16 protein-coding genes and 2 pseudogenes are annotated in these 23,262 nt (G+C 62.4%); 8 read left to right on the top strand and 10 right to left on the bottom strand.

Annotation, left to right across the window (positions count from 1 at the left end):
- Window positions 1–352: 352 nt before the first annotated feature.
- Complete coding sequence (locus ACVWW3_RS29650; protein ID WP_456647790.1) at window positions 353–949, top strand: hypothetical protein; 597 nt, start codon at window positions 353–355, stop codon at window positions 947–949.
- Here ACVWW3_RS29650 and ACVWW3_RS29645 read toward each other — a convergent pair.
- A protein-coding gene (locus tag ACVWW3_RS29645) for an IS3 family transposase (RefSeq protein ID WP_354049800.1) occupies window positions 946–2,099 on the bottom strand; the annotation gives its coding sequence in 2 pieces (ribosomal slippage) (window positions 946–1,841 and window positions 1,841–2,099; 1,155 coding nt in all). The two genes, ACVWW3_RS29650 and ACVWW3_RS29645, sit on opposite strands and share 4 nt — an antisense overlap.
- Here ACVWW3_RS29645 and ACVWW3_RS29640 point away from each other — a divergent pair.
- Entirely contained in the window at window positions 2,098–5,178 is a 3,081-nt protein-coding gene (locus ACVWW3_RS29640) for a type ISP restriction/modification enzyme (RefSeq protein WP_456672231.1), read from the top strand. The genes ACVWW3_RS29645 and ACVWW3_RS29640 overlap by 2 nt on opposite strands.
- A 117-nt stretch (window positions 5,179–5,295) precedes the next feature.
- Here the strand turns inward: ACVWW3_RS29640 and rpmB are convergent, their stop codons facing one another.
- Window positions 5,296–5,607 carry a 50S ribosomal protein L28 gene (gene rpmB / locus ACVWW3_RS29635; RefSeq protein WP_247441676.1) on the bottom strand — a complete coding sequence of 104 codons (312 nt, stop codon included), beginning with the start codon at window positions 5,605–5,607 and terminating at the stop codon, window positions 5,296–5,298.
- Between the two features lie 565 nt (window positions 5,608–6,172).
- Between rpmB and ACVWW3_RS29630 the strand changes: the two genes are divergently transcribed.
- From ACVWW3_RS29630 to ACVWW3_RS29610, 5 genes and pseudogenes are all read left to right on the top strand, one after another.
- Window positions 6,173–6,982: a DUF3108 domain-containing protein gene (locus ACVWW3_RS29630; protein WP_354050289.1), complete on the top strand. Its 810-nt coding sequence runs from the start codon at window positions 6,173–6,175 to the stop codon at window positions 6,980–6,982.
- 585 nt (window positions 6,983–7,567) lie between these two features.
- The gene (locus ACVWW3_RS29625) at window positions 7,568–11,008 is read left to right on the top strand and encodes a helicase-related protein (protein ID WP_456647792.1); all 3,441 of its coding nucleotides are present in this window, start codon (window positions 7,568–7,570) and stop codon (window positions 11,006–11,008) included.
- Window positions 11,009–11,092: 84 nt separating this feature from the next.
- Entirely contained in the window at window positions 11,093–11,362 is a 270-nt protein-coding gene (locus ACVWW3_RS29620; protein ID WP_456649721.1) for an RNA-binding S4 domain-containing protein, read from the top strand.
- Between the two features lie 132 nt (window positions 11,363–11,494).
- The gene (gene fdxA, locus ACVWW3_RS29615) at window positions 11,495–11,833 is read left to right on the top strand and encodes a ferredoxin FdxA (RefSeq protein ID WP_247348513.1); all 339 of its coding nucleotides are present in this window, start codon (window positions 11,495–11,497) and stop codon (window positions 11,831–11,833) included.
- Window positions 11,834–12,179: 346 nt separating this feature from the next.
- A pseudogene (locus ACVWW3_RS29610) lies at window positions 12,180–13,026 on the top strand (CarD family transcriptional regulator).
- Window positions 13,027–13,244: 218 nt separating this feature from the next.
- On the opposite strand, the gene ACVWW3_RS29605 reads toward ACVWW3_RS29610, so the two are convergent.
- The 7 genes and pseudogenes from ACVWW3_RS29605 to cyoA form a co-directional block, all read right to left on the bottom strand.
- Window positions 13,245–13,778 carry a response regulator transcription factor gene (locus ACVWW3_RS29605; RefSeq protein WP_456647793.1) on the bottom strand — a complete coding sequence of 178 codons (534 nt, stop codon included), beginning with the start codon at window positions 13,776–13,778 and terminating at the stop codon, window positions 13,245–13,247.
- A complete protein-coding gene (locus ACVWW3_RS29600) occupies window positions 13,768–15,147 on the bottom strand; it encodes an ATP-binding protein (RefSeq protein WP_247348521.1) in 1,380 nt (459 codons plus the stop codon). The genes ACVWW3_RS29605 and ACVWW3_RS29600 overlap by 11 nt, the downstream gene beginning before the upstream one ends.
- Window positions 15,119–15,979: an SURF1 family protein gene (locus tag ACVWW3_RS29595; RefSeq protein WP_456647794.1), complete on the bottom strand. Its 861-nt coding sequence runs from the start codon at window positions 15,977–15,979 to the stop codon at window positions 15,119–15,121. The genes ACVWW3_RS29600 and ACVWW3_RS29595 overlap by 29 nt, the downstream gene beginning before the upstream one ends.
- A complete protein-coding gene (gene cyoD / locus ACVWW3_RS29590) occupies window positions 15,976–16,356 on the bottom strand; it encodes a cytochrome o ubiquinol oxidase subunit IV (protein WP_247445450.1) in 381 nt (126 codons plus the stop codon). Before cyoD ends, ACVWW3_RS29595 begins: the two co-directional genes overlap by 4 nt.
- Entirely contained in the window at window positions 16,353–16,982 is a 630-nt protein-coding gene (gene cyoC / locus ACVWW3_RS29585; protein ID WP_247348530.1) for a cytochrome o ubiquinol oxidase subunit III, read from the bottom strand. Before cyoC ends, cyoD begins: the two co-directional genes overlap by 4 nt.
- Window positions 16,982–18,980, bottom strand: a pseudogene (gene cyoB, locus ACVWW3_RS29580) (cytochrome o ubiquinol oxidase subunit I). Before cyoB ends, cyoC begins: the two are co-directional and overlap by 1 nt.
- An 11-nt stretch (window positions 18,981–18,991) precedes the next feature.
- A complete protein-coding gene (cyoA, locus tag ACVWW3_RS29575; protein WP_456647795.1) occupies window positions 18,992–20,152 on the bottom strand; it encodes a ubiquinol oxidase subunit II in 1,161 nt (386 codons plus the stop codon).
- Window positions 20,153–20,333: 181 nt separating this feature from the next.
- Here cyoA and ACVWW3_RS29570 point away from each other — a divergent pair, with 181 nt between their 5' ends.
- A complete protein-coding gene (locus ACVWW3_RS29570; RefSeq protein ID WP_456647796.1) occupies window positions 20,334–21,662 on the top strand; it encodes an MFS transporter in 1,329 nt (442 codons plus the stop codon).
- Between the two features lie 115 nt (window positions 21,663–21,777).
- Here ACVWW3_RS29570 and ACVWW3_RS29565 read toward each other — a convergent pair whose 3' ends face one another.
- A complete protein-coding gene (locus tag ACVWW3_RS29565) occupies window positions 21,778–23,169 on the bottom strand; it encodes a M48 family metalloprotease (protein ID WP_354107710.1) in 1,392 nt (463 codons plus the stop codon).
- Window positions 23,170–23,262 lie beyond the last annotated feature (93 nt).

The raw sequence follows: 23,262 nt of genomic DNA, 5'->3' as shown, positions 1-23,262 counted from the left end.
AACAAATGTCAACACAACGACCCGCTGCGGCTGTCCGTGTTGCGCAGGCAGCGATGCAGCTTCGAAGGTGTTGGAGATGTTCTTGGTAATCTCGTTGCCCGTGCCGACACAGCAGGTTATGAGATTTTTCGGTTCAGGCTTGGTTCGACCTTGTGCTCGTGCATCCAGGGATGCCCCTCTCGGTGATGCTAACCGAGGCCGGCATAGCGGGAAAGAAAGAGGCGAGCAGCTGGAAAGGATCGGCGCTACGCTTTAGTCGCAACTTCGACCACCTATTCTGCACGTATCGGTTGATGCTATGGATTCTACCGTGCAAATGTTCTGATTCTACAATCAAGGTCGAAATTTAGCATTGACTGATAAACTCATCCAAATTGTTGAACGTTATTTCTCGCGACTGCGAGACGAGCACGGTCTTGGGGCAGGCACAGACGAACGGTCGTACTATCCCGCACTTGCTGAACTGTTGAATGGTCTCGGTCAGGAGTTAAAGCCAAAGGTCCTGTGCTTAGCTGACCTGGCTAATACTGGGGCCGGCCATCCAGATTTCGGACTGTATGCGGCAAATCAGATTCAGAAGGGCGAGCCGCGGAAAGGGCAGCCCCCTGAACGAGGCGTTATCGAAATGAAGGGCGTCGAGGACAACGCCTGGCTCATCGCGGAGACAAAGCAGGTCAGCAAGTACTTTGGTGCCTATAGGCTTGTGCTTGTTTGCAACTTGCGAAGCTTTCTCATCGTGGGAACGGGCCCGACAGGTGAGGCGAAGAAATTAGAGAGATTTGAGCTAGCAGCATCCGCAAAATCGTTCTGGCAGATGGTGGCGACCCCGAGGAAATCGGCCGAACAGGTGGGGCGCGCGTTCGCAGAATATCTAAAGCGTGCGATGACGCAGTCTATCGAGCTCCGCGAGCCGAGTGAGCTGCACCCGGTTCTGTTGACACCGGCTTAAGCTAATCCAACCTTCCGTTCGAACTCCATAGGGCTCAGATATCCGATCGTCGAATGCCTTCGCTTCGGATTGTAGAAGCGCTCGATGTAGTCGAACACGTCGGCCTTGGCCTCGTTGCGTGACCGGTACACTTTGCGCGCTGTTCGCTCGGTCTTCAAGGACGAGAAGAAGCTCTCCATTGCAGCGTTGTCCCAGACATTGCCTGACCGGCTCATCGAGCAGACCACGCCGTGATCGGCCATCAGCCTCTGGAACTGTTCGCTGGTGTATTGGCTGCCGCGATCGGAATGATGCAACAGCGCGTCCGGCTTGCCTCGTCGCCAGATCGCCATCACCAGGGCATCGGTGACGAGCTGTGCCGTCATTGCTGTACTCATTGACCAGCCGACCACCCGCCGCGAGAACAGATCAACGACTGCGGCCACATAGAGCCAACCCTCCGCCGTCCAAACATAGGTGAAGTCAGCGATCCATTTGCGATTGGGAGCGGGCGCTTCGAAGGAGCGGTCGAGCACGTTGGGAGCGACGGCGGCGATCTGCCGCTCACCCAGATCGGGCGGCAGTCGACGCCGTCGTGGGCGTGCTTTAAGGGCCTGCAGCCGCATCAATCGTTCGATCCGGTGCAGCCCGCAAGATATCCCTTCGGCCAGCAGGTCGTGCCACACCCGCCTGGCGCCATAGGTCCGGTCGCTGGCCAGGAAGCTGGCTCGAACCTTCGCGCCAAGCTCTTCTTCGGTCCGGCTGCGTTCACTGCGCGGCCGTGTCAGCCAGGCATAGAAGCCACCCCGCGAGACACCGAGCGCCTCGCACAACCATTCCGCCGGCCAGATCCTTCGGTGCTTCGCAACGAAACCGAACTTCACGTCGATTCCTTCGCGAAGTAGGCCGCGGCTTTTTTTAGGATGTCCCGTTCGGCTTTAAGCTTGATGACCTCGCGCTTCAGCTGCGCGATCTCCAGTTGCTCCGGCTTCATCTGACCGTGGCCAGGGAATGCATGTTGTGGATCGTCCGCAAGCTGCTTCACCCAACTGCGCAACTGTGTCGGATGAATACCAAGGTCTTTGGACGCCTGCGCATACGACACGCCGCGCTGCTTGATCAGCCGCACGGCCTCAAGCTTGAACTCCCGCGTAAACTGCCTTCTCTCCATGACGCACCTCCTGCTCCATAAAACACCTAACTTGGTGTCTTCAGAACCGGGTGCAGCTCAAAGAGATGTCGCGTGGTTTTTAGCCTCATACGCGCGTGACGCACTTCAGCGCGTAGAGAATGCCGGCAATCTTCCTGCGCTTACCAACGTGCGGTCGTCTCTTGAAGAAGCGCTTGGCGTGACTTTCGATGCTGAAAAGGGCGAACATTTCTTCCGATCGACTCTCGTTCAGACATTGTTTTATGGAATGTTCTCCGCGTGGGCGCTTTGGGCGAGAGAAACGCCACGTTCATCGCCAAGCTTCCAGTGGCGACAAGCAACGTGGCACCTCACCGTGCCGTTCGTTCGAACGTTGTTCGACCAAATCTCAAGTCCTGCTCAATTGCAGCCATTGCATCTGGTCGAAGTACTGGATTGGACCGCGGCAACGCTAAATCGAGTCGAAGCACAAGAGTTTTTCAAACGCTTCAACGACGCAGATGCCGTTCAGTTCTTTTACGAGCCATTCTTGGAGGCTTTCGATCCTGAACTCCGGAAAGAGTTGGGAGTTTGGTACACTCCGAATGAGGTCGTGACCTACATGGTCGCGCGCGTAGACAAAGCCCTTCGGGAAGATTTGGGAATAGAAGATGGGCTTGCTTCTGATGAGGTGTTTGTTCTTGATCCTTGTTGCGGCACGGGAGCATTTCTCTCCGCGGTACTAAAACGAATCGAAGCTAGTTATCAGGCGAAGGGGTTTGGCGCGCTTAAAGGTCAGATGGTAAAAAAGGCCGCCCTGACTCGAATATTTGGCTTCGAGATTATGCCGGCTCCTTTTGTGGTTGCCCATCTTCAAGTGGGTTTGACTCTAAGAGAGATGGGCGCGGCACTGGACAGCAGTACCGAGCGCGCGGGCGTTTTTCTTACCAACGCCCTGACGGGTTGGGAGCCACACATTACTAAGCCGCTGCCGTTTCCAGATCTCGAAGAGGAGCGGTCTCGGGCTGACGACATAAAGCAAAAGAAGCGCATCATCGTTGTAATCGGAAATCCTCCCTACAATGGCTTTGCGGGCGTGAATGATAGCCGTGAGGAGCGTGCGCTTAGCGAAGCATACAAGAAGCCTAAAAAGGTTCGTCGACCGGAAGGGCAGGGGCTGAACGACCTGTACGTGCGTTTTTTTCGAATGGCTGAACGCCGGATCGTGCAAAAGCTTACCGTCGAGAAGATGGACCTTCTGGATGATGAACTTCAATATAACTACGAAGATGGTGGTCACGGCATTGTCTGCTTCGTCTCAAACTATTCTTGGCTCGATGGCGCATCCTTCACCGCAATGCGCGAAAGATATCTTGAAGCCTACGACGCCATTCGGATCGATTGCCTAAATGGAGATAAGTACAAGACGGGCAAGACGACCCCTGATGGGGCACCTGATCCTTCAGTTTTTTCGACGGAGCATAACCGCGAGGGGATTCAGGTCGGCACGGCTATTACAACGTTGGTACGGAAGCTGGAGCATCAACCTGCATCATCCGTACAATTCCGCGAAATTTGGGGTGAAAAAAAGCGAGAGCAGCTTTTGAACTCGGCTGATGCCGACAACGATATTATCTATTCAAGGCCGAAGCTTTATTGGGAAGTCGATGTCCCATTTCGTCCTTTGACTGTTCGAGATGACTATTTTTCTTGGCTTTCTTTGCCGGATATTCTTCCGACGTCGTTCCCGGGAGTAAAGACCAGTCGAGATGAGTTTCTTGTCAGCACTGAGCGCAGTGTATTGGAGCATCGGCTACAGGAATACTTCAGTTCAAAGCTTTCAGATGAAGAGATTCGATCCAAATATCCGCAGGTTATGACAACTTCGGATCGCTTTGATCCTGTTGAGACAAGAGCGAAGCTTCTCAAGCGTGGAATCGCTGCTGACGCGATAGTTCCATATGCATATAGGCCATTCGACATACGCTGGCTTTATCGAGAGCCGGAGACCAAGCTTCTTGACGAGAAGCGAACAGAGTATTGGCCGCATGTTGCGACTAGTAATCTCTTTTTGAGCGCTGGTGAGCGAAACCGGAAGGAGGATTTCTATCAGCCACAGGTGACAAGCTGTCTCTGCGACCATCATTTGGTCGAAAGTAACGTCGGCATGTTTCCGCAACTCCTGATGGATGGGAACGATCGAGTCCTGAATCTTACCCGATCTCTATATGATTTCGTGAGCTCCCAAAAATTGTCTCCGGACCGAATTTTTTACCATGTTGTGGCGGTTTTGCAGGCGCCGAAATATCGTGTCGAAAACGCTGGAGCTCTTCGTATGGATTGGGCCCGAGTGCCGGTTCCAAGAGATGCTGATCAGCTAACGCGATCAGCCGATCTAGGCGAGACGCTGGCGACATTGCTTAACCCCGAAAAGCCGGTAGTCGGTATTTCAAAAGGGAAGTCGCGCCCCGGAATCAATTTTCTAGGTCTGCCGATGAAGCAGGATGGTGCTTCGCTCGGAGCGTCGGACCTAAGTTTGACTGCCGGGTGGGGCTATTTCCAAGCCGATAATAAAACCGGAAATCGAAAAACCATGGCGGGTCAGGGGCTCACCGTCAGTCGCGATTACACCTCGGCTGAGATTGGCGCACTCGAAGCGGAAGCTGAGATTCACGGATTGACGCTGAATGACCTTTTGCTGTTGGTTGGTCCTCGAACTCGCGACGTCTACCTCAATGGCGACTGCTATTGGTCGAATATCCCGGACAGAGTCTGGGACTATGACCTCGGTGGCTATCAAGTAATCAAGAAGTGGCTCAGCTATCGAGAAAAGAGCGTGCTTGGACGTTCGCTACAGCCGGATGAAGTAACCTATGTTTCGGAGATTGTTCGGCGGATCACTGCGATCCTCGCGTTGGGGCCGTCACTTGACGCTAGCTATCAGGCCTGCTCGGCCGATCCGGTGACGTACGAGGAGCTAGGCTTATCGCGCGATGCTGCTCGCGAGCGGAGGGACGCGAAGACCCTGAAGCGCGGCCCATCGAAAAAGCATTCGCCTGCCACAAAGCAAAACCGCGAGACGGTAAAGGCCAACCGAAAGCGCAAGGCGAAATCGGGCTAGACAGTTTTGCCTCCCACCAACAAAAACGGCCGGATCTTCCGATCCGGCCGTCACGCAAAACTCTCTCCGGCTAAGCCTACGCCTCGCGACGCGAGCCCCCGCCCAATTAGAAAATTTTTAGCTCGCCTTCTTCGCCGGCGCAGGCGTCGGGCCGACCTTCTTCTGAATGGCGCGCTTCAGCTCGAGGGCGCGCGGCGACAGCACGGCGGCCTTGGCCTTGATCAGGAAGGGGTCGAGGCCGCCATTGTGGTCGACGCTCTTGATCGCGCTGGTGGAGACGCGCAGGCGCACGTTGCGGCCCAGCGCTTCGCTGATGAAGGTCACGTTGACCAGGTTCGGCAGGAAGCGGCGCTTGGTCTTGATGTTGGAGTGGCTGACCGTGTGGCCGACCTGGGGGCCCTTGGCCGTCAATTCGCAGCGGCGAGACATGGCAAAATCCTCAATCTTTCCCAACGATGTGCGGCCGCCATTCGGGGCGCCACGGGCAAATTCTCTGTCCTTGCAGGGAGCGGGCGGACGTATAGGGGGGAAGGGGCGGGCCGTCAAGGTTTTGGGGCGGGTTTCGTGCTCCACGCCGGCGGCGGTCCACCCCCTCTCCCGCTTGCGGGGGAGGGCTGGGGTGGGGGTACCTCCGCGGAGGGGCAATCGTTATCACAGGCAGTGTCTCCGAGAGGAGAAAACCCTCACCCGCGCTTCGCGCGACCTCTCCCGCAAGCGGGAGAGGTACTGGAGCCCGGAGCGATCCCCCGATCACCAAAACGGCAGTGTTTCAAGCGCTTTACCATCACATAAAGGGCGTATTCGCACCCGAAGAGTTCAGTGGAGTTCGGAAGCGGACATGCCCGGACACATTGCTTGCCGCGGTATTTGGCTTAAGTAACAACCGTTCGCGCTCCGATTGGATTGTTTCGTGTTCACAACGCCTCATCATGCGCCCGGCCTGCGCTCAACGGAGCGGCGCGCAAGCGATCCGCGCTCTGCCGGCCGGCTGGCCATGGCGGCCCTGTGCGGGCTGGTTTTGGCGTGGGCGGCGGAGCCCGCGGCGGCGCAAGGCAAGCTCGAGGCGCAATATGAGGCCTCGCTGGCCGGCATTCCCGTCGGGCGAGGCGCATGGAATATCGATATCGGAGACGACGTGTTCGCCGCAGCCGCCTCGGGCGGCACCACGGGGCTGCTGAAGTCGTTCGCGGGTGGGTCCGGCACCGGCGCCAGCCAAGGGCGGGTGGTCAACGGCGCTCTGGTCGCGACCGGCTACCAAGCCTCCACCACCACCTCGAAAAAGACCGAGGAAATCCGCATCACGCTCGACAAGGGCAATGTGAAGGATTTTGCCATCGTACCGGAGCCCCCGGTCGATGCAGACCGCATCGTCGTCACCGATGCGCATCGCCGTGGCGTCTGGGATCCGATGACGGCCTCGCTGGTGCGCGTGCCCGGCACCGGCGACGTGCTGTCGCCGGACGCCTGCCACGGCAGCGCCGCCGTGTTCGACGGCCGCATGCGCTACGAGCTCAAGCTCGATTTCAAGCGCATGGAGACCGTCAAGGCGGAGAAGGGCTATCACGGCCCGGTCGTGGTCTGCTCGCTGTTCTTCGTGCCTGTGGCGGGCTACATCCCCGACCGCCCCGTGATCAAATACCTCGCCGCCCAGCGCAACATCGAGATCGCGTTCGCGCCGGTGGCGGGCACGCGCGTCCTGGTCCCGTTCTGGCTGAAAGTGCCGACGCCGCTCGGGCCCGCGATGCTGGAAGCCACCAGCTTCATCACATCAGCCCAGCCGCCGCGGGTCGCGAAGACGCAATAGGCCTGGCGGCCCGCCCGTTTGGCGAAAATAAACACAAGTGATTTCAACGACTTACCTACTGTGCATGGGGTTGTTTTCGCGGTTTTGTTTTGGAGGGGGCCTTGAGCAGGGAATCCATTTGACTCCTCGCCGATTCTGATTCGACTCCGCGCCATCCCCAATTTTAAGGAACGCGCCACCGAAACGTCGCTTGTGCGGCAGCCCGAAACTCCATCTAGTGCGCAGTCAATAAGTCTCCCGCGACATGTTGCGTGAACGGAACAGGACTGATGGGGAGTCTGCGATTCGGCCGCGATTCGTTCTCAACTCGTTCCGAAGCTTAAAGACACAGGGAAAAGCGTCGCAAAGTGAGACAGTTGCGTGGGGTTTGGGGAGCGTCACCATATTCTCCGCTGCTTGATCCCCTTACCCTGAGGAGGCCGCGTAAGCGGCCGTCTCGAAGGGCGAGGGGCACGGCACCATCCCGGGCCTTCATCCTTCGAGACGCGCTGACGCGCTCCTCAGGATGAGGAGCAAGGCCCAGCCTCCGGCCCGCCCCAAAACAGCACTGACATTCGCCCCAATCGCCATTACCTAATCTCTGAGATGCCCTTTTCCTCCTCCCCCTTCGCTTCCGAGCGGCTTCCCGGCGCCGGCGTCACTGCGGTGCTCGGGCCGACCAACACCGGCAAGACCCATCTCGCCATCGAGCGGATGCTCGCGCATCCCTCGGGCATGATCGGGCTGCCGCTGCGCCTGCTCGCACGCGAGGTCTACAACAAGATCGCCGCGCGGGTCGGCCCCGACGCCGTCGCGCTTGTGACCGGCGAGGAGAAGATCAAGCCGAAATCGCCGCGCTACTGGGTCTCCACCGTCGAGGCGATGCCGCGGGATCTCGACGTCTCGTTCCTCGCCGTCGACGAGGTGCAGATCGCCTCTGATCTCGAGCGTGGCCACGTCTTCACCGACCGCATCCTCAACCGCCGCGGCCGCGACGAGACGCTGCTGCTGGGCGCAGCAACGATGCGCCCGATCATCGAGCGGCTGCTGCCGGGCGTCTCCATGATCACGCGGCCGCGCCTGTCGCAGCTGGAATTCGCCGGCGATCGCAAGATCACGCGCCAGCCGCGCCGCACCGCCATCGTCGCCTTCTCGGCCGACGAGGTCTACGCCATCGCCGAGCTGATCCGCCGTCAGCATGGCGGCGCCGCCGTGGTGCTGGGATCGCTGTCGCCGCGCACCCGCAACGCGCAGGTTGCGATGTTCCAGAACGGCGAGGTCGATTATCTCGTCGCCACCGACGCCGTCGGCATGGGCCTCAATCTCGACGTCGACCACGTCGCCTTCGCCTCCGATCGCAAGTTCGACGGCTACCAGTTCCGCCGCCTGACGCCGTCCGAATTCGCCCAGATCGCCGGCCGTGCCGGCCGCGCCACCCGCAACGGCACCTTCGGCACCACAGGCCGCTGCGGGCCGTTCGAGCCCGAGCTGGTGAACGCGCTCCAGAACCACACCTTCGACCCGGTCAAGGTTTTGCAATGGCGCAATTCGAAGCTGGATTTCGCCTCGCTCGGCGCGCTCCAGGTGTCCCTGAACCTGGGCCCCGGCCATGAGGCGCTGACGCGCGCGCCGATCGCCGAGGACATGCGCGTGCTCGACCATGCCGCCCGCGACGCCGATGTGCGCGATGTCGCGCATGGCAAGGAGGCCGTGGAACGGCTGTGGGAGGCCTGCCAGATCCCGGACTACCGAAAATTGTCGCCGGCCGCCCATGCCGAGCTGGTCACCACGCTGTACGGCTTCCTGATGCAGAAGGGCTGCATCCCGGATTCCTGGTTCAGGACGCAGATCGACCAGGCCGACCGCGTCGACGGTGATATCGACACCCTCTCGGCCCGGATTGCGCAGATTCGCACCTGGACCTTCGTCGCCAACCGCCCGGACTGGTTGAAAGACCCCGAACGCTGGCAGGGAATCGCCCGCGAGGTCGAAAATAAATTATCGGATGCGCTCCATGAACGCTTGACTGAGCGTTTCGTTGATCGCCGGACCAGTGTATTGATGCGCCGCCTGCGGGAGAACACGAGCTTGAATACTGAAATCGGCAAGACCGGCGAAGTCATCGTCGAAGGCCATGTCATCGGCCGCCTCGATGGCTTCACCTTTGCACCGGATGCGGCGGAAGCCGGCTCCGATGCGAAAGCGTTGCAGGCTGCAGCGCAGGCCGTGCTCGCCGGCGAGATCAACGCGCGCGCCGAAAAACTGGGCAACGCGCCGGACGAGCAGTTCGTGCTGACCTCGGAAGGCATGATCCGCTGGACCGGCGACGCCGTGGCGCGGCTGTCTGCCGCAGAGGACGCGCTGCATCCGCGCATCCGCATCATCTCCGACGAACGCCTGACCGGCGGCCCCCGCGACAAGGTGCAGGCCCGGCTCGACCTCTGGCTCAAGACGCACATCGAAAAGCTGCTCGGGCCGATGTTCGAGCTGTCGAAGGCCGAGGATGTCACCGGCATCGCCCGCGGCATCGCCTATCAGCTCGTCGAGGCGCTCGGCGTGCTGGAGCGCCAGAAGATCGCCAACGAGCTGAAGGACCTCGACCAGCCCTCGCGCGCCGTCCTGCGCAAATATGGCGTCCGCTTCGGCGCCTATCACATCTATTTCCCCGGCCTGCTCAAGCCGGCCGGGCGTGCGCTGGCCGCCCTGCTCTGGGCGCTGAAGCAGGACAATGTCGATCCCTCCGCGCTGTCGGGCGCGCAGCATCTGGCGAGCTCGGGCCGCACCTCGTTCCCGGTCGACAAGCAGCTGCCGCGCGATGCCTATCGCGTGCTCGGCTACAAGCAGGCCGGCGAGCGTGCCGTGCGCGTCGACATCCTGGAGCGTCTTGCCGATCTGATCCGCCCGGCGCTGGCCTGGCGCGAGAACGCGTCGGGCGAAAAGCCCGCCGGCGCGTTCGACGGCCGCAGTTTTGTCGTGACGCAGGCGATGACCTCGCTCACCGGCTCGGCCGGCGAGGACTTTGCGTCCGTGCTGCGCGCGCTCGGCTACCGCATGGATAAGCGCCCACCGCTGCCGGCAAAGCCGGTTGTCGTGGAGACGCCGGCTGCTGAAGCAAGCACCGAAGCTCCGGCCGAGACGCCCGAGACGGAAACGCCGGTCGAAGGCGCTGCCGTGTCTGCGGATGCCGCAATCGAAGCCGCCGCCGAGCCTGTGACCGTCGAAGACGCGCCCGGCATGGAGCAGCACGACGAGCCCGTGCACGAAGAACCGGCGCTCGAAGCTTCCCCTGAAGCCCCCGTCACGCCGGAAGACGCTCCCGGCATCGCGCCGCCTGTGGAAGAGGTTGCTGCACCCATTGAGGCTGCTGAAGCTGCTCCCGCCGAAACCGCTCCCGCAGAGACCGCTGCAGCCGAAGCCGCTGCGTCGGCCGATGCTGCTGCGCCTGTGGATGCTGTGGCCACACCCACAGAGCCCGAGCTCATCGAGGTCTGGCGTCCCGGCGGCCGTCACGACGATCGCAAGCCGCGCCACGAGCGCCATCGTAACCAGCGCCACCACAATCAGCCGCGGCCGCAGGCCGGTGCTGAAGCAGGTGCCGCGCCTGCCGAAGGCGAAGCAGCGCAGGCCGCCGACGGCGAGAAGCGCGGCGAGCGTCATCGCCATGGCGGCGGTCATCGCAGAGATTCCGGTCGCGATGGCGGCAGAGACTTCCGCAAGCCGCGCGAAGGCGGTGGCGAAGCTGCGCCGCGTCCGGAGGGACAGGGGCGCGGCGACAAGAACCGCAGCTTCCAAGGTCGAGATCAAGGCAAGGACCGCGACAACAAGGATCGCGATCGCAACAAGGGCAAGTTCGGCGGCGATCGCGACAAGGGCCGCGACAACCGTGGCCGCGACCGCGACAAGGGCCGCGACCGCCAGGGCGGCCCGTCGCTGCGTCCTTACGCCTCGAGCGCCACCCCGCGCGAGCGCGATCGTCCTGCCGATCCGAACTCGCCGTTCGCAAAGCTCGCCGCGCTGAAAGAGCAGCTGTCCGGGCGTAAGGAGTAGCACAGCGTTTTCAAGCGAAGTGCGGAGCGGTTCGCGTGAAGAAAACGCGTCAGAAGGAATAGAGTCACGACCGAGCGGCAGCGCATCGACAAATGGCTGTGGCATGCGCGGGTGGTGAAGGCGCGGACCTCGGCTGCTGAACTCGTCGAGTCCGGCCATGTCCGCGTCAACGGCGTGCGCGAAAAATCGCCGGGGCATGCGGTCAAGATCGGCGACGTGCTCACCATCGCGCTCGATCGCACCGTGCGCGTCTTGAAAGTCGCAGCCTTCAACGAGCGCCGCGGCGATGCCGCATCGGCCCGTGTGCTCTACGAAGAGTTCAGTGACGGCAATCCAAATTCTCAGCGCAATTAATTGCGCTTTGAATTCATTTCTTGGTCGATCGGACACATAAAGCCGTCATGATCGGCCGTTGCCGACCTTGCAGCGCCGGGCCATCCGCGCTACGCAAGCCGCGAGTTTTAAAAGAGCTTTTCGGAGCGTTGGATGACTTACGTCGTCACTGAAGACTGCATCAAGTGCAAGTACACCGACTGCGTCGAGGTCTGCCCGGTCGACTGTTTCTACGAGGGCGAGAACATGCTCGTCATCCATCCTGACGAGTGCATCGACTGCGGCGTGTGCGAGCCGGAATGCCCCGCCGACGCCATCAAGCCGGACACGGAACCGGGCCTGGAAAAGTGGCTCACGGTCAACGCCGACTACGCCAAGAGCTGGCCGAACATCACCCAGAAGAAAGAATCACCTGCCGACGCCAAGGAATTCGACGGCGTGGAGGGCAAGTTCGACAAGTATTTTTCTCCGAACCCAGGCTCCGGCGACTAATTCGGGCCCAAACTTAACCCTAATAGCCGCGCTACCGCCGAAAACCAGCCCTCAAGACCCCTAAATCATTGATTTTTGCGGGAAATGTGCTATATTGGGCACATTAAACCGAACCCTTCGTCAGCCCCGTCGGCCCCGTTGGGTTCCCGTGAAACCAGATGTCGAACAGGGGCGTGGCAGTTTCCGCGCACAGGCTGTGTCACAGAAAACGCGTAAAAAGAGTACTTCTGCGAAGGCTTCCCACAAGGTGGCCAAGAAAGTCGCCGCGGCCAGCCGTAGCGCATCCAAGGGTCGGACCGCGACGAAGGCGCCGGCTGCAAAGTCCTCGAAGAACAAAAGAAGCGCAATGCCTAACAAGACTGCCAAGCCGGCCGCGAAAGCGACCGTGGCCAAGCCTGTTGCTGCCAAGCCCCCTGTTGCCAAGCCTGCTACCAAACCTGCTGTTGCCAAGGCTCCCGCTGCCAAGCCGGCCGCGGCGAAGGTTGCTGCTGCTCCTGCCAAGGCCGCCCCTGTCGCTGCCGCCAAGCCGGTCGTGAAGCCCGCGGCTGTTGCGCCGAAGGTCGAGGAAAAGAAGGTCGTGACCCAGCGTCAGGGTTTCAAGGCCAACGAATTCGTCGTCTATCCCGCTCACGGCGTCGGCCAGATCCTGGCCATCGAGGAGCAGGAGATCGCCGGCGCGAAGCTCGAGCTGTTCGTCATCAACTTCATCAAGGACAAGATGACGCCTGCGCGTGCCGACCGCCAAAGTCGCCAATGTCGGCATGCGCAAGCTGTCCGATCCTGCGCTGGTGAAGCGTGCGCTCGAGACACTCAAGGGCCGTGCCCGCGTCAAGCGCACCATGTGGTCGCGCCGCGCCCAGGAATACGAAGCCAAGATCAATTCGGGCGACATCGTCGCGATCGCGGAAGTCGTGCGCGACCTCTACCGTTCCGAGTCGCAGCCCGAGCAGTCCTACAGCGAACGCCAGCTCTATGAAGCAGCGCTCGACCGTCTGTCCCGCGAGATCGCGGTGGTGCAGCACTCGACCGAGACCGAAGCGGTCAAGGAGATCGAGGCCCAGCTCGCCAAGAGCCCGCGCCGCACCGGCGCCAAGTCGGAAGCCGCCGAAGGCGAGGCCGATACGGACGCCGAGGGCGAAAGCGACGAGACCGAGGGCGGCGGCGGCACCACGGTCGCCGACGAGGCGGCGTAAGCGTCTCGCGTTCATCGCAACAGTTCAAAAGCCCCGGCCGTTTGGCCGGGCTTTTTGTTCGGAGTTCGTGGTTTCGTAGGGTGGGTTATCCTCGCGGCGGCGCGTTGCGCAGTCCGCTAGGCGTAACCGACGGCTTCTCTTTCCGCGCGAAAAACAAAGAGGTGGGTTACGCGACGCTAACTAACCCACCCTAGGTTCGCACTTGTCGGGGCGCTCGCTCACTTCACCGGCCGCTTCTCTAGCTTTCGTGCCAGCGTGCGCCGGTGCATCCCCAGCCTTCTCGCCGCTTCCGAAATATTAAAGTCGGTCTCGATCAGGGTCTGGTGGATGCGCTCCCATTCGAGCGTCTTGATCGATGTCGGCCGGGCGTCGAGTGCGACCTCGGCATTGCCTTCGGCCTTGTTGAAGGCGGCTTCGATGTCGTCGGTGTTCGACGGCTTTGCCAGATAGTGGCATGCGCCGAGCTTGATGGCCTCGACGGCGGTGGAGATGCTGGCAAAGCCTGTCAGCACCACGATCAGCATCTCCGGGTCGTGCGTATGCAAAAGCTCGACGCAGGCGAGGCCCGAGGCACCGCCGAGCTTGAGGTCGACGACGGCATAGCCGAACGATCGTTGCTCCAGAGCTTTCCGCACGTCCTCGATCGAGGCGGCGAGCACGACCTCGTAGCTGCGGCGCTCAAACGAACGCTTCAGCGTGCGCGCGAACCCGGCATCGTCCTCGACGACGATGAGCGAGCGGTCAGGCGTCAAAGCTGCCTCCGATCGCGAGCGTTGCGAGCGGCAGCGTGAGGCGGACGGTGGCGCCGCGCTTCCTGTGGTTCTCGGCGGTCACGCTGCCGCCGAGCTTGCGCACGACGTTCACGACCAGGAACAGGCCGAGCCCGCCGCCGGCGCGGCCCTTGCTCGACTGATAGGGTTTTCCGAGCTGTGCCAGCATCTCCGGCGCAAAGCCCGCGCCGCGGTCGCTGATAGACAGCACGAGATTATCGCCCTCGCGCTCGGCCACGAGCTCGACCCAGTCGCGCGAGACCTCGTAGGCGTTGTCGAGCACATTGAAGATGACTTGCTTCAGCGCGATGTCGGACACGATCGCGACGTCCTCGCCGAAGGTGTTGACGAAATACAGCGTGTGCGCCGAGCGCGCGTCGCGCCACTCTTCCACCAGCGCCGTGACGAAGGCCGTCACCGTCGTCGGAGACGAGCCTTCGCCGCGCGCTTCGCCCGCCGATACCAGGATGCCGGTCACGATGGTCTTGCAACGTTGCAGCGAAGTCTCCATTTCCGCGAGATCTTCGGCCAGCTCCTGATCGGCGGCGAGGTCGGGCATGCGCCGCCAGTCGCTGAGGATGACCGAGAGCGAGGCGAGCGGCGTGCCGAGCTCGTGCGCCGCGCCGGAGGCGAGCAGGCCCATGCGCACGATGTGATCCTGCTCGGCGGCATGCTGGCGCAGCGCCGCCAGATGTGCGTCGCGCTGGCGCAAATTCCTGTTGATGCGGGTGACGAACACCACGAGCAGCACGGCGTTGAGCACGAAGCCCAGCAGCATGCCGGCGACGGTGAGCGTGTAGGTCTCGCTCAGCGGGTTCGGTGGCAAGTCGAGCGGCCGGTACGCGACCGTCAGCCAGACGAAGCTCGCGCAGGTCAACGCGACCAGCGACCATGTCGAGCGGCCATCGAGCAGCACCGCGCCCAGCGTCACCTGGAGCAGGAACAGCGAGGTGAAGGGATTGGTGGCGCCGCCGCTGAGATAAAGCTGCGCGGTCAGCGCGGCGACGTCCAGCATCAAGGCGACCAGCAGCTCGTTGTTGGTGATCGCGGCGCGATGGCGCACCCAGACGAGGCTGGAGACGTTGAGAAACACCAGCGCGCCGATCACCGCGCCCATGCGGGTGAGGGGCAGGGGAATGCCGAGCCAGACATGCACGCCGCCGATGGTCACGATCTGGCCGACCACCGCAGTCCAGCGCAGCTGGATCAGCAGCGCCATGTTCTTGCGGTTGGTCTCGTCGTCGGTCGGCGCAGCCCCGATCAGCTCGCTGCGCGCGTCCGCCTGCGATTGCAGCGTGACAGCGCCATGCGTTCTTCCGTCGTCAGGTTGGCTCGACGATCGTTCCAGCATCTGATCCCGTCCTGCGGGCGACGGCATCGGAGCCGCCGGCCGCTTCGTGGACGAAGCCGCTCCAGGGCTTCTTGCGGCGGAACAGCCCGCCGCCGAATGTGACAAAAAGTCTGCTGGCCAGCATGAAAGCCAGGGCAAACCACGTCAGCGCATAGATCAGGTGGTTATTGGGAAAGCGGACCACGGTCAATCCGCCGATCGGGCCGCTGCTGGATTGTGATCCGGCGTCGGCATCGACGAAGAACGGCGCGACCTCGCCGAGGCCGCGCGTCGCCGCAATCGCGGCGACATCCCGTGAATACCAGCGATTGTGTTGGGGCACGTTGTTCCTGAGGAATCCGCCCTTCGGCTCCGTCATGCGCAACAATCCGGTGATTTCGACCTGGCCGTCCGGATTGCCGTCCCGGCGCACCGACGCGTCGCGCCGCTCGGACGGCACGAAGCCGCGGTTGACCAGGACCATCGTGCCGTCGCTGCGCTGAAGCGGCGTCAGCACCCAAAAGCCCGGACCTTCTTCGGTGACGGCCTGAACCAGCGTCTCGCGGTCATGCAGGAAGCGGCCGGTGACGCTAACATGCCTGTATTCGTCATTTGCGGTGGACACCGCGGGCCATGACGCGATCGAGGGGATCGGCTGGGCCGGGGCATGAACGCGCTGCTCGACGCGATCGATCAGCGCCAGCTTCCAGGCGCGGCGCTCGATCTGCCAGACACCGAGCGCGATCAGAAGTGCAAAGGCCGTGAGCGAGAGGACCGTGAGCCACAAGGACGGACGCGCAGCTTTTCCGCGAGCCCCGTCTGCTTTGCTTATCACAGTCCCAGTCTCGTTCATTTCATTCCAGTCATCTGGTGGATCGGCATCATGTTGCTGTTGAGGTGGTTCATCACCCACAGCGAACCCGACAGCGCGATCGCCACCATGACGATGGTGAAGATCAGCGCCATCATGCTCCAGCCATTCTCCGACTTGGGGCTCATGTGCAGGAAGTAGATCATGTGCACGACGATCTGCACGACCGCGAAGGCCATGATCACCAGCGCGGTGATCTGCTTGCTCGGAAGCGCGCCGCTCATCACCAGCCAGAACGGGATCGCGGTGAGCACGACCGAGAGCACGAAGCCGAGCATGTAAGTCGAGAACGAGCCGTGGGCGTGGCTGTCGCCCTGGTGATGATCGTCCGCGTGGGCAGCGTGAGTATCGGTGTTCATCGCAGAACTCCCAGGAGATAGACGAAGGTGAAGACGCCGATCCAGACCACGTCGAGGAAGTGCCAGAACATCGACAGGCACATCAGGCGGCGGCGGTTGGCCTCGATCAGGCCGAACTTCCAGACCTGCACCATCAGGGTCACCAGCCAGATCAGGCCGCAGGTGACGTGCAGGCCGTGTGTACCGACCAGGGTGAAGAAGGCGGACAGGAAGGCGCTGCGCTGCGGCGTCGCGCCTTCATGGATCATGTGGGCGAACTCGGAGAGCTCGATGCCGATGAAGGCGGCGCCGAACAGGCCGGTGATGGCCAGCCACATCTGGGTCTGGCCGATCTTGTTCTGCTGCATGGTCAGCATGGCAAAGCCATACGTGATCGACGACAGCAGCAGCATCGAGGTGTTGACCGCGACCAAAGGCAGCTCGAACAGGTCCTTCGGCGCGGGACCGGCGGCGTAATTGCCGCCGAGCACGCCAAAGGTGGCGAACAGGATCGCGAAGATGAGGCAGTCGCTCATCAGATAGATCCAGAAGCCCAGCGAGGTGCTGTAGCCTTCTGGATGCGGGTGTTCGTCGGCGAGGTAGAAGACCGGTTCGCCGGTTTGCGCGGGATTGACAGTGACAGTCATTACTTGGCTCCGGCGAGCAGTTTGGTGCGCGCGTCCTCGGCCCGGATGACATCGTCAGCCGGAATGTCGAAGTCGCGGTGATAGTTGAAGGTGTGGCCGATCCCGACGACGAGCATCGCAGCGAAGCTCGCGGCGGCAAGCCACCAGATGTACCAGATCAGGCCGAAACCCATCGCGGTGGCAAGACCGGCGAGGATGATGCCGGTGCCGGTGCTGCTGGGCATGTGGATCGGCTTGAACCCGGTGAGCGGACGCTGGTAGCCGCGGCGCTTCATATCCCACCACGCGTCATTGTCGTGGACGACGGGGGTGAAGGCGAAGTTATAGGCCGGCGGCGGCGACGAGGTCGCCCATTCCAGCGTGCGCGCATCCCAGGGATCGCCGGTGACGTCCTTGAGCTGCTCGCGCCTGAGGAAGCTGACGGCGAACTGCATCAGCATCGAGAGGATGCCGAGGAAGACCAGGAAGGCGCCAATGCCGGCGATGATGAACCAGATCTGCAAGCTGGGATCGTCGAACACGCGCAAGCGCCGGGTCACGCCCATCAGGCCGAGCACATAGAGCGGCATGAAGGCGAGGGTAGAAGCCGGTGACCCAGAACCAGAACGACAGCTTGCCCCAGAACGGATCGAGCTTGAAGCCGAACGCCTTCGGGAACCAGTAGCCGATGCCGGCGAACGCGCCGAACACGACGCCGCCGATGATCACATTGTGGAAATGCGCGATCAGGAACAGGCTGTTGTGCAGGACGAAGTCGGCCGGCGGCACCGCCAGCAGCACGCCGGTCATGCCGCCGAGCACGAAGGTCAGCATGAACGCGATCGTCCACATCATCGGCAGCTCGAAGCGGATGCGGCCGCGATACATCGTGAACAGCCAGTTGAACATCTTCGCGCCCGTCGGGATCGAGATGATCATCGTGGTGATGCCGAAGAACGAGTTGACGCTGGCGCCCGACCCCATCGTGAAGAAGTGGTGCAGCCAGACCAGGTACGACAGGATGGTGATGACGACAGTGGCGTAGACCATTGAGGTGTAGCCGAACAGCCGCTTGCCGGAGAAGGTCGAGGTCACCTCGGAGAAGATGCCGAAGGCGGGGAGAACCAGGATGTAGACCTCGGGATGACCCCAGATCCAGATCAGGTTCACGTACATCATCGGGCTGCCGCCGAAATCGTTCGTGAAGAAGTTGGTGCCGACGTAGCGGTCGAGCGAAAGCAGCGCGAGCACGACGGTCAGAACCGGGAAGGAAGCGACGATCAGGACGTTGGTGCAGAGCGCGGTCCAGGTGAACACCGGCATCCGCATCATGGTCATGCCGGGGCACCGCAGCTTGACGATGGTGCAGATCAGGTTGATGCCGGACAGCGTCGTTCCGACGCCTGCAACCTGCAACCCCCATATGTAATAGTCGACGCCGACGTCAGGGCTGTAGCCGATGTTCGACAGCGGCGGATAAGCGAGCCAGCCGGTGCGGGCGAATTCGCCGATGAACAGCGAGGCCATCACCAGCACCGCGCCGCCGACCGTCATCCAGAAGCTGAAATTGTTCAGGAACGGAAACGACACGTCGCGCGCGCCGATCTGGAGCGGCACGACGAAGTTCATCAGGCCGGTGACCAGCGGCATCGCCACGAAGAAGATCATGATCACGCCGTGGGCGGTGAAGACCTGGTCGTAGTGATGGGAGTTGAGATAGCCCTCCGAGCCGCCAAAGGCGAGCGCCTGCTGCAACCGCATCATCAGCGCATCGGCGAAGCCGCGCAGCAGCATCACGATGCCGAGGATCATGTACATGATGCCGATGCGCTTGTGGTCGACGCTGGTGAACCACTCGCTCCAGAGATAGCCCCAGAGGCGGAAATAAGTGAGGCCGGCGAACATGATGAGGCCGCCGGTCGCCACCACCGCAAAGGTGCCGACGACGATCGGCTCGTGCAGCGGCAGAGATTCGAAGGTGAGCCGGCCAAAGATGAGCTTGAGAAGATCAGGAGACATGCGGGATCTCTTTACGAATCTGACTTCGGACGTTGTCCGAGGAAGAAGGACGAGGACTTCAGCGGCGTGAAAGTCGGCCGCTTCAGGCCGGCGCCGAGCAGCGGCGCGGTATCGAGAGGCGCCGTGATCGAGGCGGTGCTCTTGCCTTGCGGCGCATCGGGCGTGCAGGTGCCGGCGACGAAGCTGGGCTCCGGCCCAAGCGCCGTGCCGCGGCGCGCGTATTTGTCGTAGGCCAGCGGCAGCGTGTTGTTCAGACCCTCATGGCCGAGGCCGCCCTTGGCGTCGATCGCCATCATCTCGCTCTGGCACATCTTGCCGGTCTCGACGCACATGTTGAGGATCAGGCGGTAGAGATCGGAATCGACGGTGCCGTAGCGCCGCACCGGCTCGTTCTGGCTGGGCTTCTCGAGCTGGAGATATTCGGCGCGGCCGAGCGAGCCGCCGCCGGATTTGGCGCTGGCGATCCAGGCGTCGAAGCCCTTGTCGTCGAGCCCGTGGAAGTTGAAGTGCATGCCGGAGAAACCGGCGCCGCTGTAGTTCGCCGAAAAACCCCGGTAGGTGCCGGCCTGGTTTACGACGGCGTGGAGCTTGGTCTCCATGCCCGGCATGGCGTAGATCTGGCCGGCCAGTGCAGGGATGTAGAACGAGTTCATCACCGAGGAGGCGGTGATGCGGAAGTTGATCGGGCGATCGACCGGAGCTGCCAAATCGTTGACGGTGGCAATGCCGTACTCGGGATAGACAAAGAGCCACTTCCAGTCGAGCGCGACGACGTCGATCTCGAGCGGGGCCTTGGACTGGTCCACCGCGCGGTCGGCATGGATGCGGCCGAGCGTGCGGTAGGGATCGAGCAGATGCGTGCCCATCCAGGTCAGCGCGCCCAGGCAAACGATGATCAAAAGCGGCGCCGACCAGATCACCAGCTCAAGGCTGGTCGAGTGGTCCCATTCGGGCTCGTAGCGGGCGTCGGTGTTGGACTGGCGGTAGCGCCAGGCGAACAGCACCGTCAGCGCCATCACGGGAACGACGATCAGGAGCATCAGGACGGTGGACATGATGACGAGGTCGCGCTGTTGCGCTGCGATATCACCGGCTGGTGCCAGCACGACGTAGTTGCAGCCGCTTAGCGAAACCGCCAGGGGTAGCAGCGCCAGGATCTTGAGACGGGACACGGGCCGACCTTATGAGAATGAGTTTCTTTCGTGAGACCAAGGGGTAGCTGCGACGCAGCAATCCGGACATTGGACAATTTGTCCAATGTTGCAGTGCGAAATGTTGCGCCAAACAGAACCGGATCGCCTGGCGCCCCGCCGGGCGGTCGGCTTTGGTTTTCAGGACGTTAAGGGCGCACCAATGGCGACGGCACAGATCCCCGCAATGGCAGACCTCCACTCGGGCGAGCACGGCCACGACCAGGCTCGTCCCGGCGAGATTGCCATCGGCGTCATCATCGGCCGCACCTCGGAATTCTTCGACTTCTTCGTCTTCGCGATCGCCTCGGTGATCGTCTTTCCGCGCCTGGTGTTCCCGTTCACGAGCGAACTGACCGGCACCCTCTATTCCTTCATGATCTTTGCGCTGGCCTTCGTGGCCCGGCCGATCGGCACCGTCATTTTCATGACGGTCGACCGCGAATACGGCAAGACGGCCAAGCTGATCTCGGCGCTGTTCCTGCTCGGCACCGCCACCGTCGCGATCGCGTTCCTGCCCGGCTATCACGAGATCGGCGTTGCGGCGATCTGGCTGCTGGCGCTGGCGCGCATCGCGCAGGGTCTGGCCTGGGGCGGCGCCTGGGACGGGATGGCCTCGCTGCTTGCGCTGAATGCGCCGCCGTCAAAGCGCGGCTGGTACGCGATGGTGCCGCAGCTTGGCGCGCCGCTCGGGCTGATCGTGGCGAGCGCGCTGTTCGCCTATTTCGCGGGGAATCTCTCGGCCGACGATTTCTTCGATTGGGGCTGGCGCTACCCGTTCTTCGTCGCCTTCGCCATCAACGTCGTGGCGCTGTTCGCGCGCCTGCGCATGGTGACGACGGAAGAATATGCCTCGCTGTTCGAGACCCGCGAATTGCAGCCCTCACGCATCTCCGAGACTGTGGCGCGCGAAGGCCAGAACATCATGCTCGGCGCATTCGCGCCGCTGGCGAGCTTTGCGCTGTTCCACATGGTTACGGTGTTTCCGCTGTCCTGGGTGTTCCTGTTCACCCGCGAAAGCCCGGTGCGCTTCCTGATCATCGAGATCGTCGCCGCCGTGTTCGGCGTCGGCGCGATCGTGCTCTCCGGCGTCATCGCCGACCGCGTCGGCCGCAAGTCGCTGCTGATGGGATCGGCGATCGCGATCGCGATCTACAGCGGCTTTGCTCCGCAGCTGCTCGATGCCGGCGCGTTCGGCGAGACCATCTACATGGTGATCGGCTTCATCCTGCTCGGCCTGTCGTTCGGCCAGTCGTCGGGCGCGATCGCCTCGAACTTCAAGCAGGCGTATCGCTACACGGCCTCGGCGCTGACCTCGGACATGGCCTGGCTGTTCGGCGCCGGTTTCGCGCCGCTGGTCGCTCTGTTGCTTGCGACCAATCTCGGCGTCATCGCCTCGGGAGCGTATCTGCTGTCAGGCGCGTTCTGGACCCTGCTCGCGCTCTGGCTCAGCGGCCAGCGCGAGGCCGGAGACATGGACGCGGGCGGCTAGGGCTGAAGCGGCTTGTAGGGCGGGCAAAGGCGCGTAGCGCCGTGTCCACCATCCGCAAGCAAACATCGCGTCGAGAATGGTGGGCACGCCTCGCTTTGCCCATCCTACTACAGCCTCAATCCGCCACGACCTTCACGCGATCCCGCACCTTCACCTGAGCGTTGCGATCGAGGCCGTTGAGCACGCGGAAACGTTCGGCCGGGTGATCGATGCCGGCCATGCGGTGGGAGAGCGATTCCACGGTGTCGCCGGGCTGCACGGTGATGACCTTGATGCGCAGGGGGCGCGCGGCCTGGATCTCGTCGAGCGTCAGGCGGCGGAATGAACTGACGGTCTCGCGCGCATTGCGCTCGCTCTCGGTCGACTTCTGCCGTGCCGCAAAGATGAAGCGGTAGACGTCGCTGCCGAAGCGCAGCGCATAGACCTTGAACTGCCACTGGTCGCCCTTGGCGGTGGCGGACGCAGCCGGGAAACCGTTGATGGTGATGTCCTCGGTGGACGCCTTCTCGACGCCTTCCATCCAGCCGGAATTCAGGTAATCGCCGAGCGACTGCTCGGCCGGCACCCGCACGACGTCGAAACGCATCGCCTGCGAGCCGCCGTCGCGCACGCCGATCACGGCCTGCGCGGTGTTGTCGAGCGTAAAATTGTCCGGCGCCTGGAAGGTGAAGCCGAGCTTGGGATGCAGGAACCGCCGGCCGCGGACAAAACCTTCGCTGGGGTCTTCGCCGTAGACGAGGTTATCGATCGCGGCGAGATAGGTTTCGCGGTCGCGCTCGGCGCCTTCTGGCGCTGAGTACTGCCGCGCGATAGTCTGCGCGTTCTGCACGCGCTCCGGCGTTGCCGGATGCGATGAGGTGAAATCCTGCGCGCGCGGATCGAGCGAAGTCTTTCCGACTTTCAACTCCGCATTGCGCTCCATCGCCGAGAGAAAACGTGCGGCACCATAAGGGTCGAAATGGGCCTTTGCGGAGATGCCGACGCCGATGCCGTCGGCCTCGAACTCCTGATTACGCGAAAAGCTCGCCATGGTCAGCTTGGTCTTGGCGAGCGCGAGCGCGGTGAGATCGGGATCGTTGCTCATGTCGGTGACGACGCGGGTGACGATCGCGGCCTGGCGCGCCTGGTCCTCGCGCATCGCGGCGTGCTTGGACAGCACATGCGCCATCTCGTGGCTCAGCACGGAGGACAATTCCGAGGTGTCGCTGGCGAGCGCAAGCAGGCCGCGGGTGACATAGAGCTGGCCGTTCGGCAGCGCGAAAGCGTTCACCGCACCGGAATTGAGGATCGTGACCCGGTAGCCCTGGTCGGGGCGGTCGGACGCCGCGACCAGCCGGTCGACCGTTTTGGTCACGAGCGATTCGAGCCTGGGATCGTCGTAAGTGCCGCCATAGCTCGCCAGGATGCGCTCGTGCTCCTTCTCGGTGGCGGGGGTCTGCGCGACGGCCGGCTTCGGCTTGGGCATCGCCACGGTTGGCGGTGCTGCCGCGGTCTGGAACCGGTTCATGTCACCGCAGCCGGCAAGGGCTGAACCCAGAACAAGGCATAGCACGGCCGGCGCTGCCCGCAGGCGGCGGCGTTCGCCTCGTCCGTGCCGTTC

This window comes from Bradyrhizobium sp. LM2.9 (genome assembly GCF_054056555.1).
This window is presented reverse-complemented; position numbering and strand designations above follow the sequence as displayed.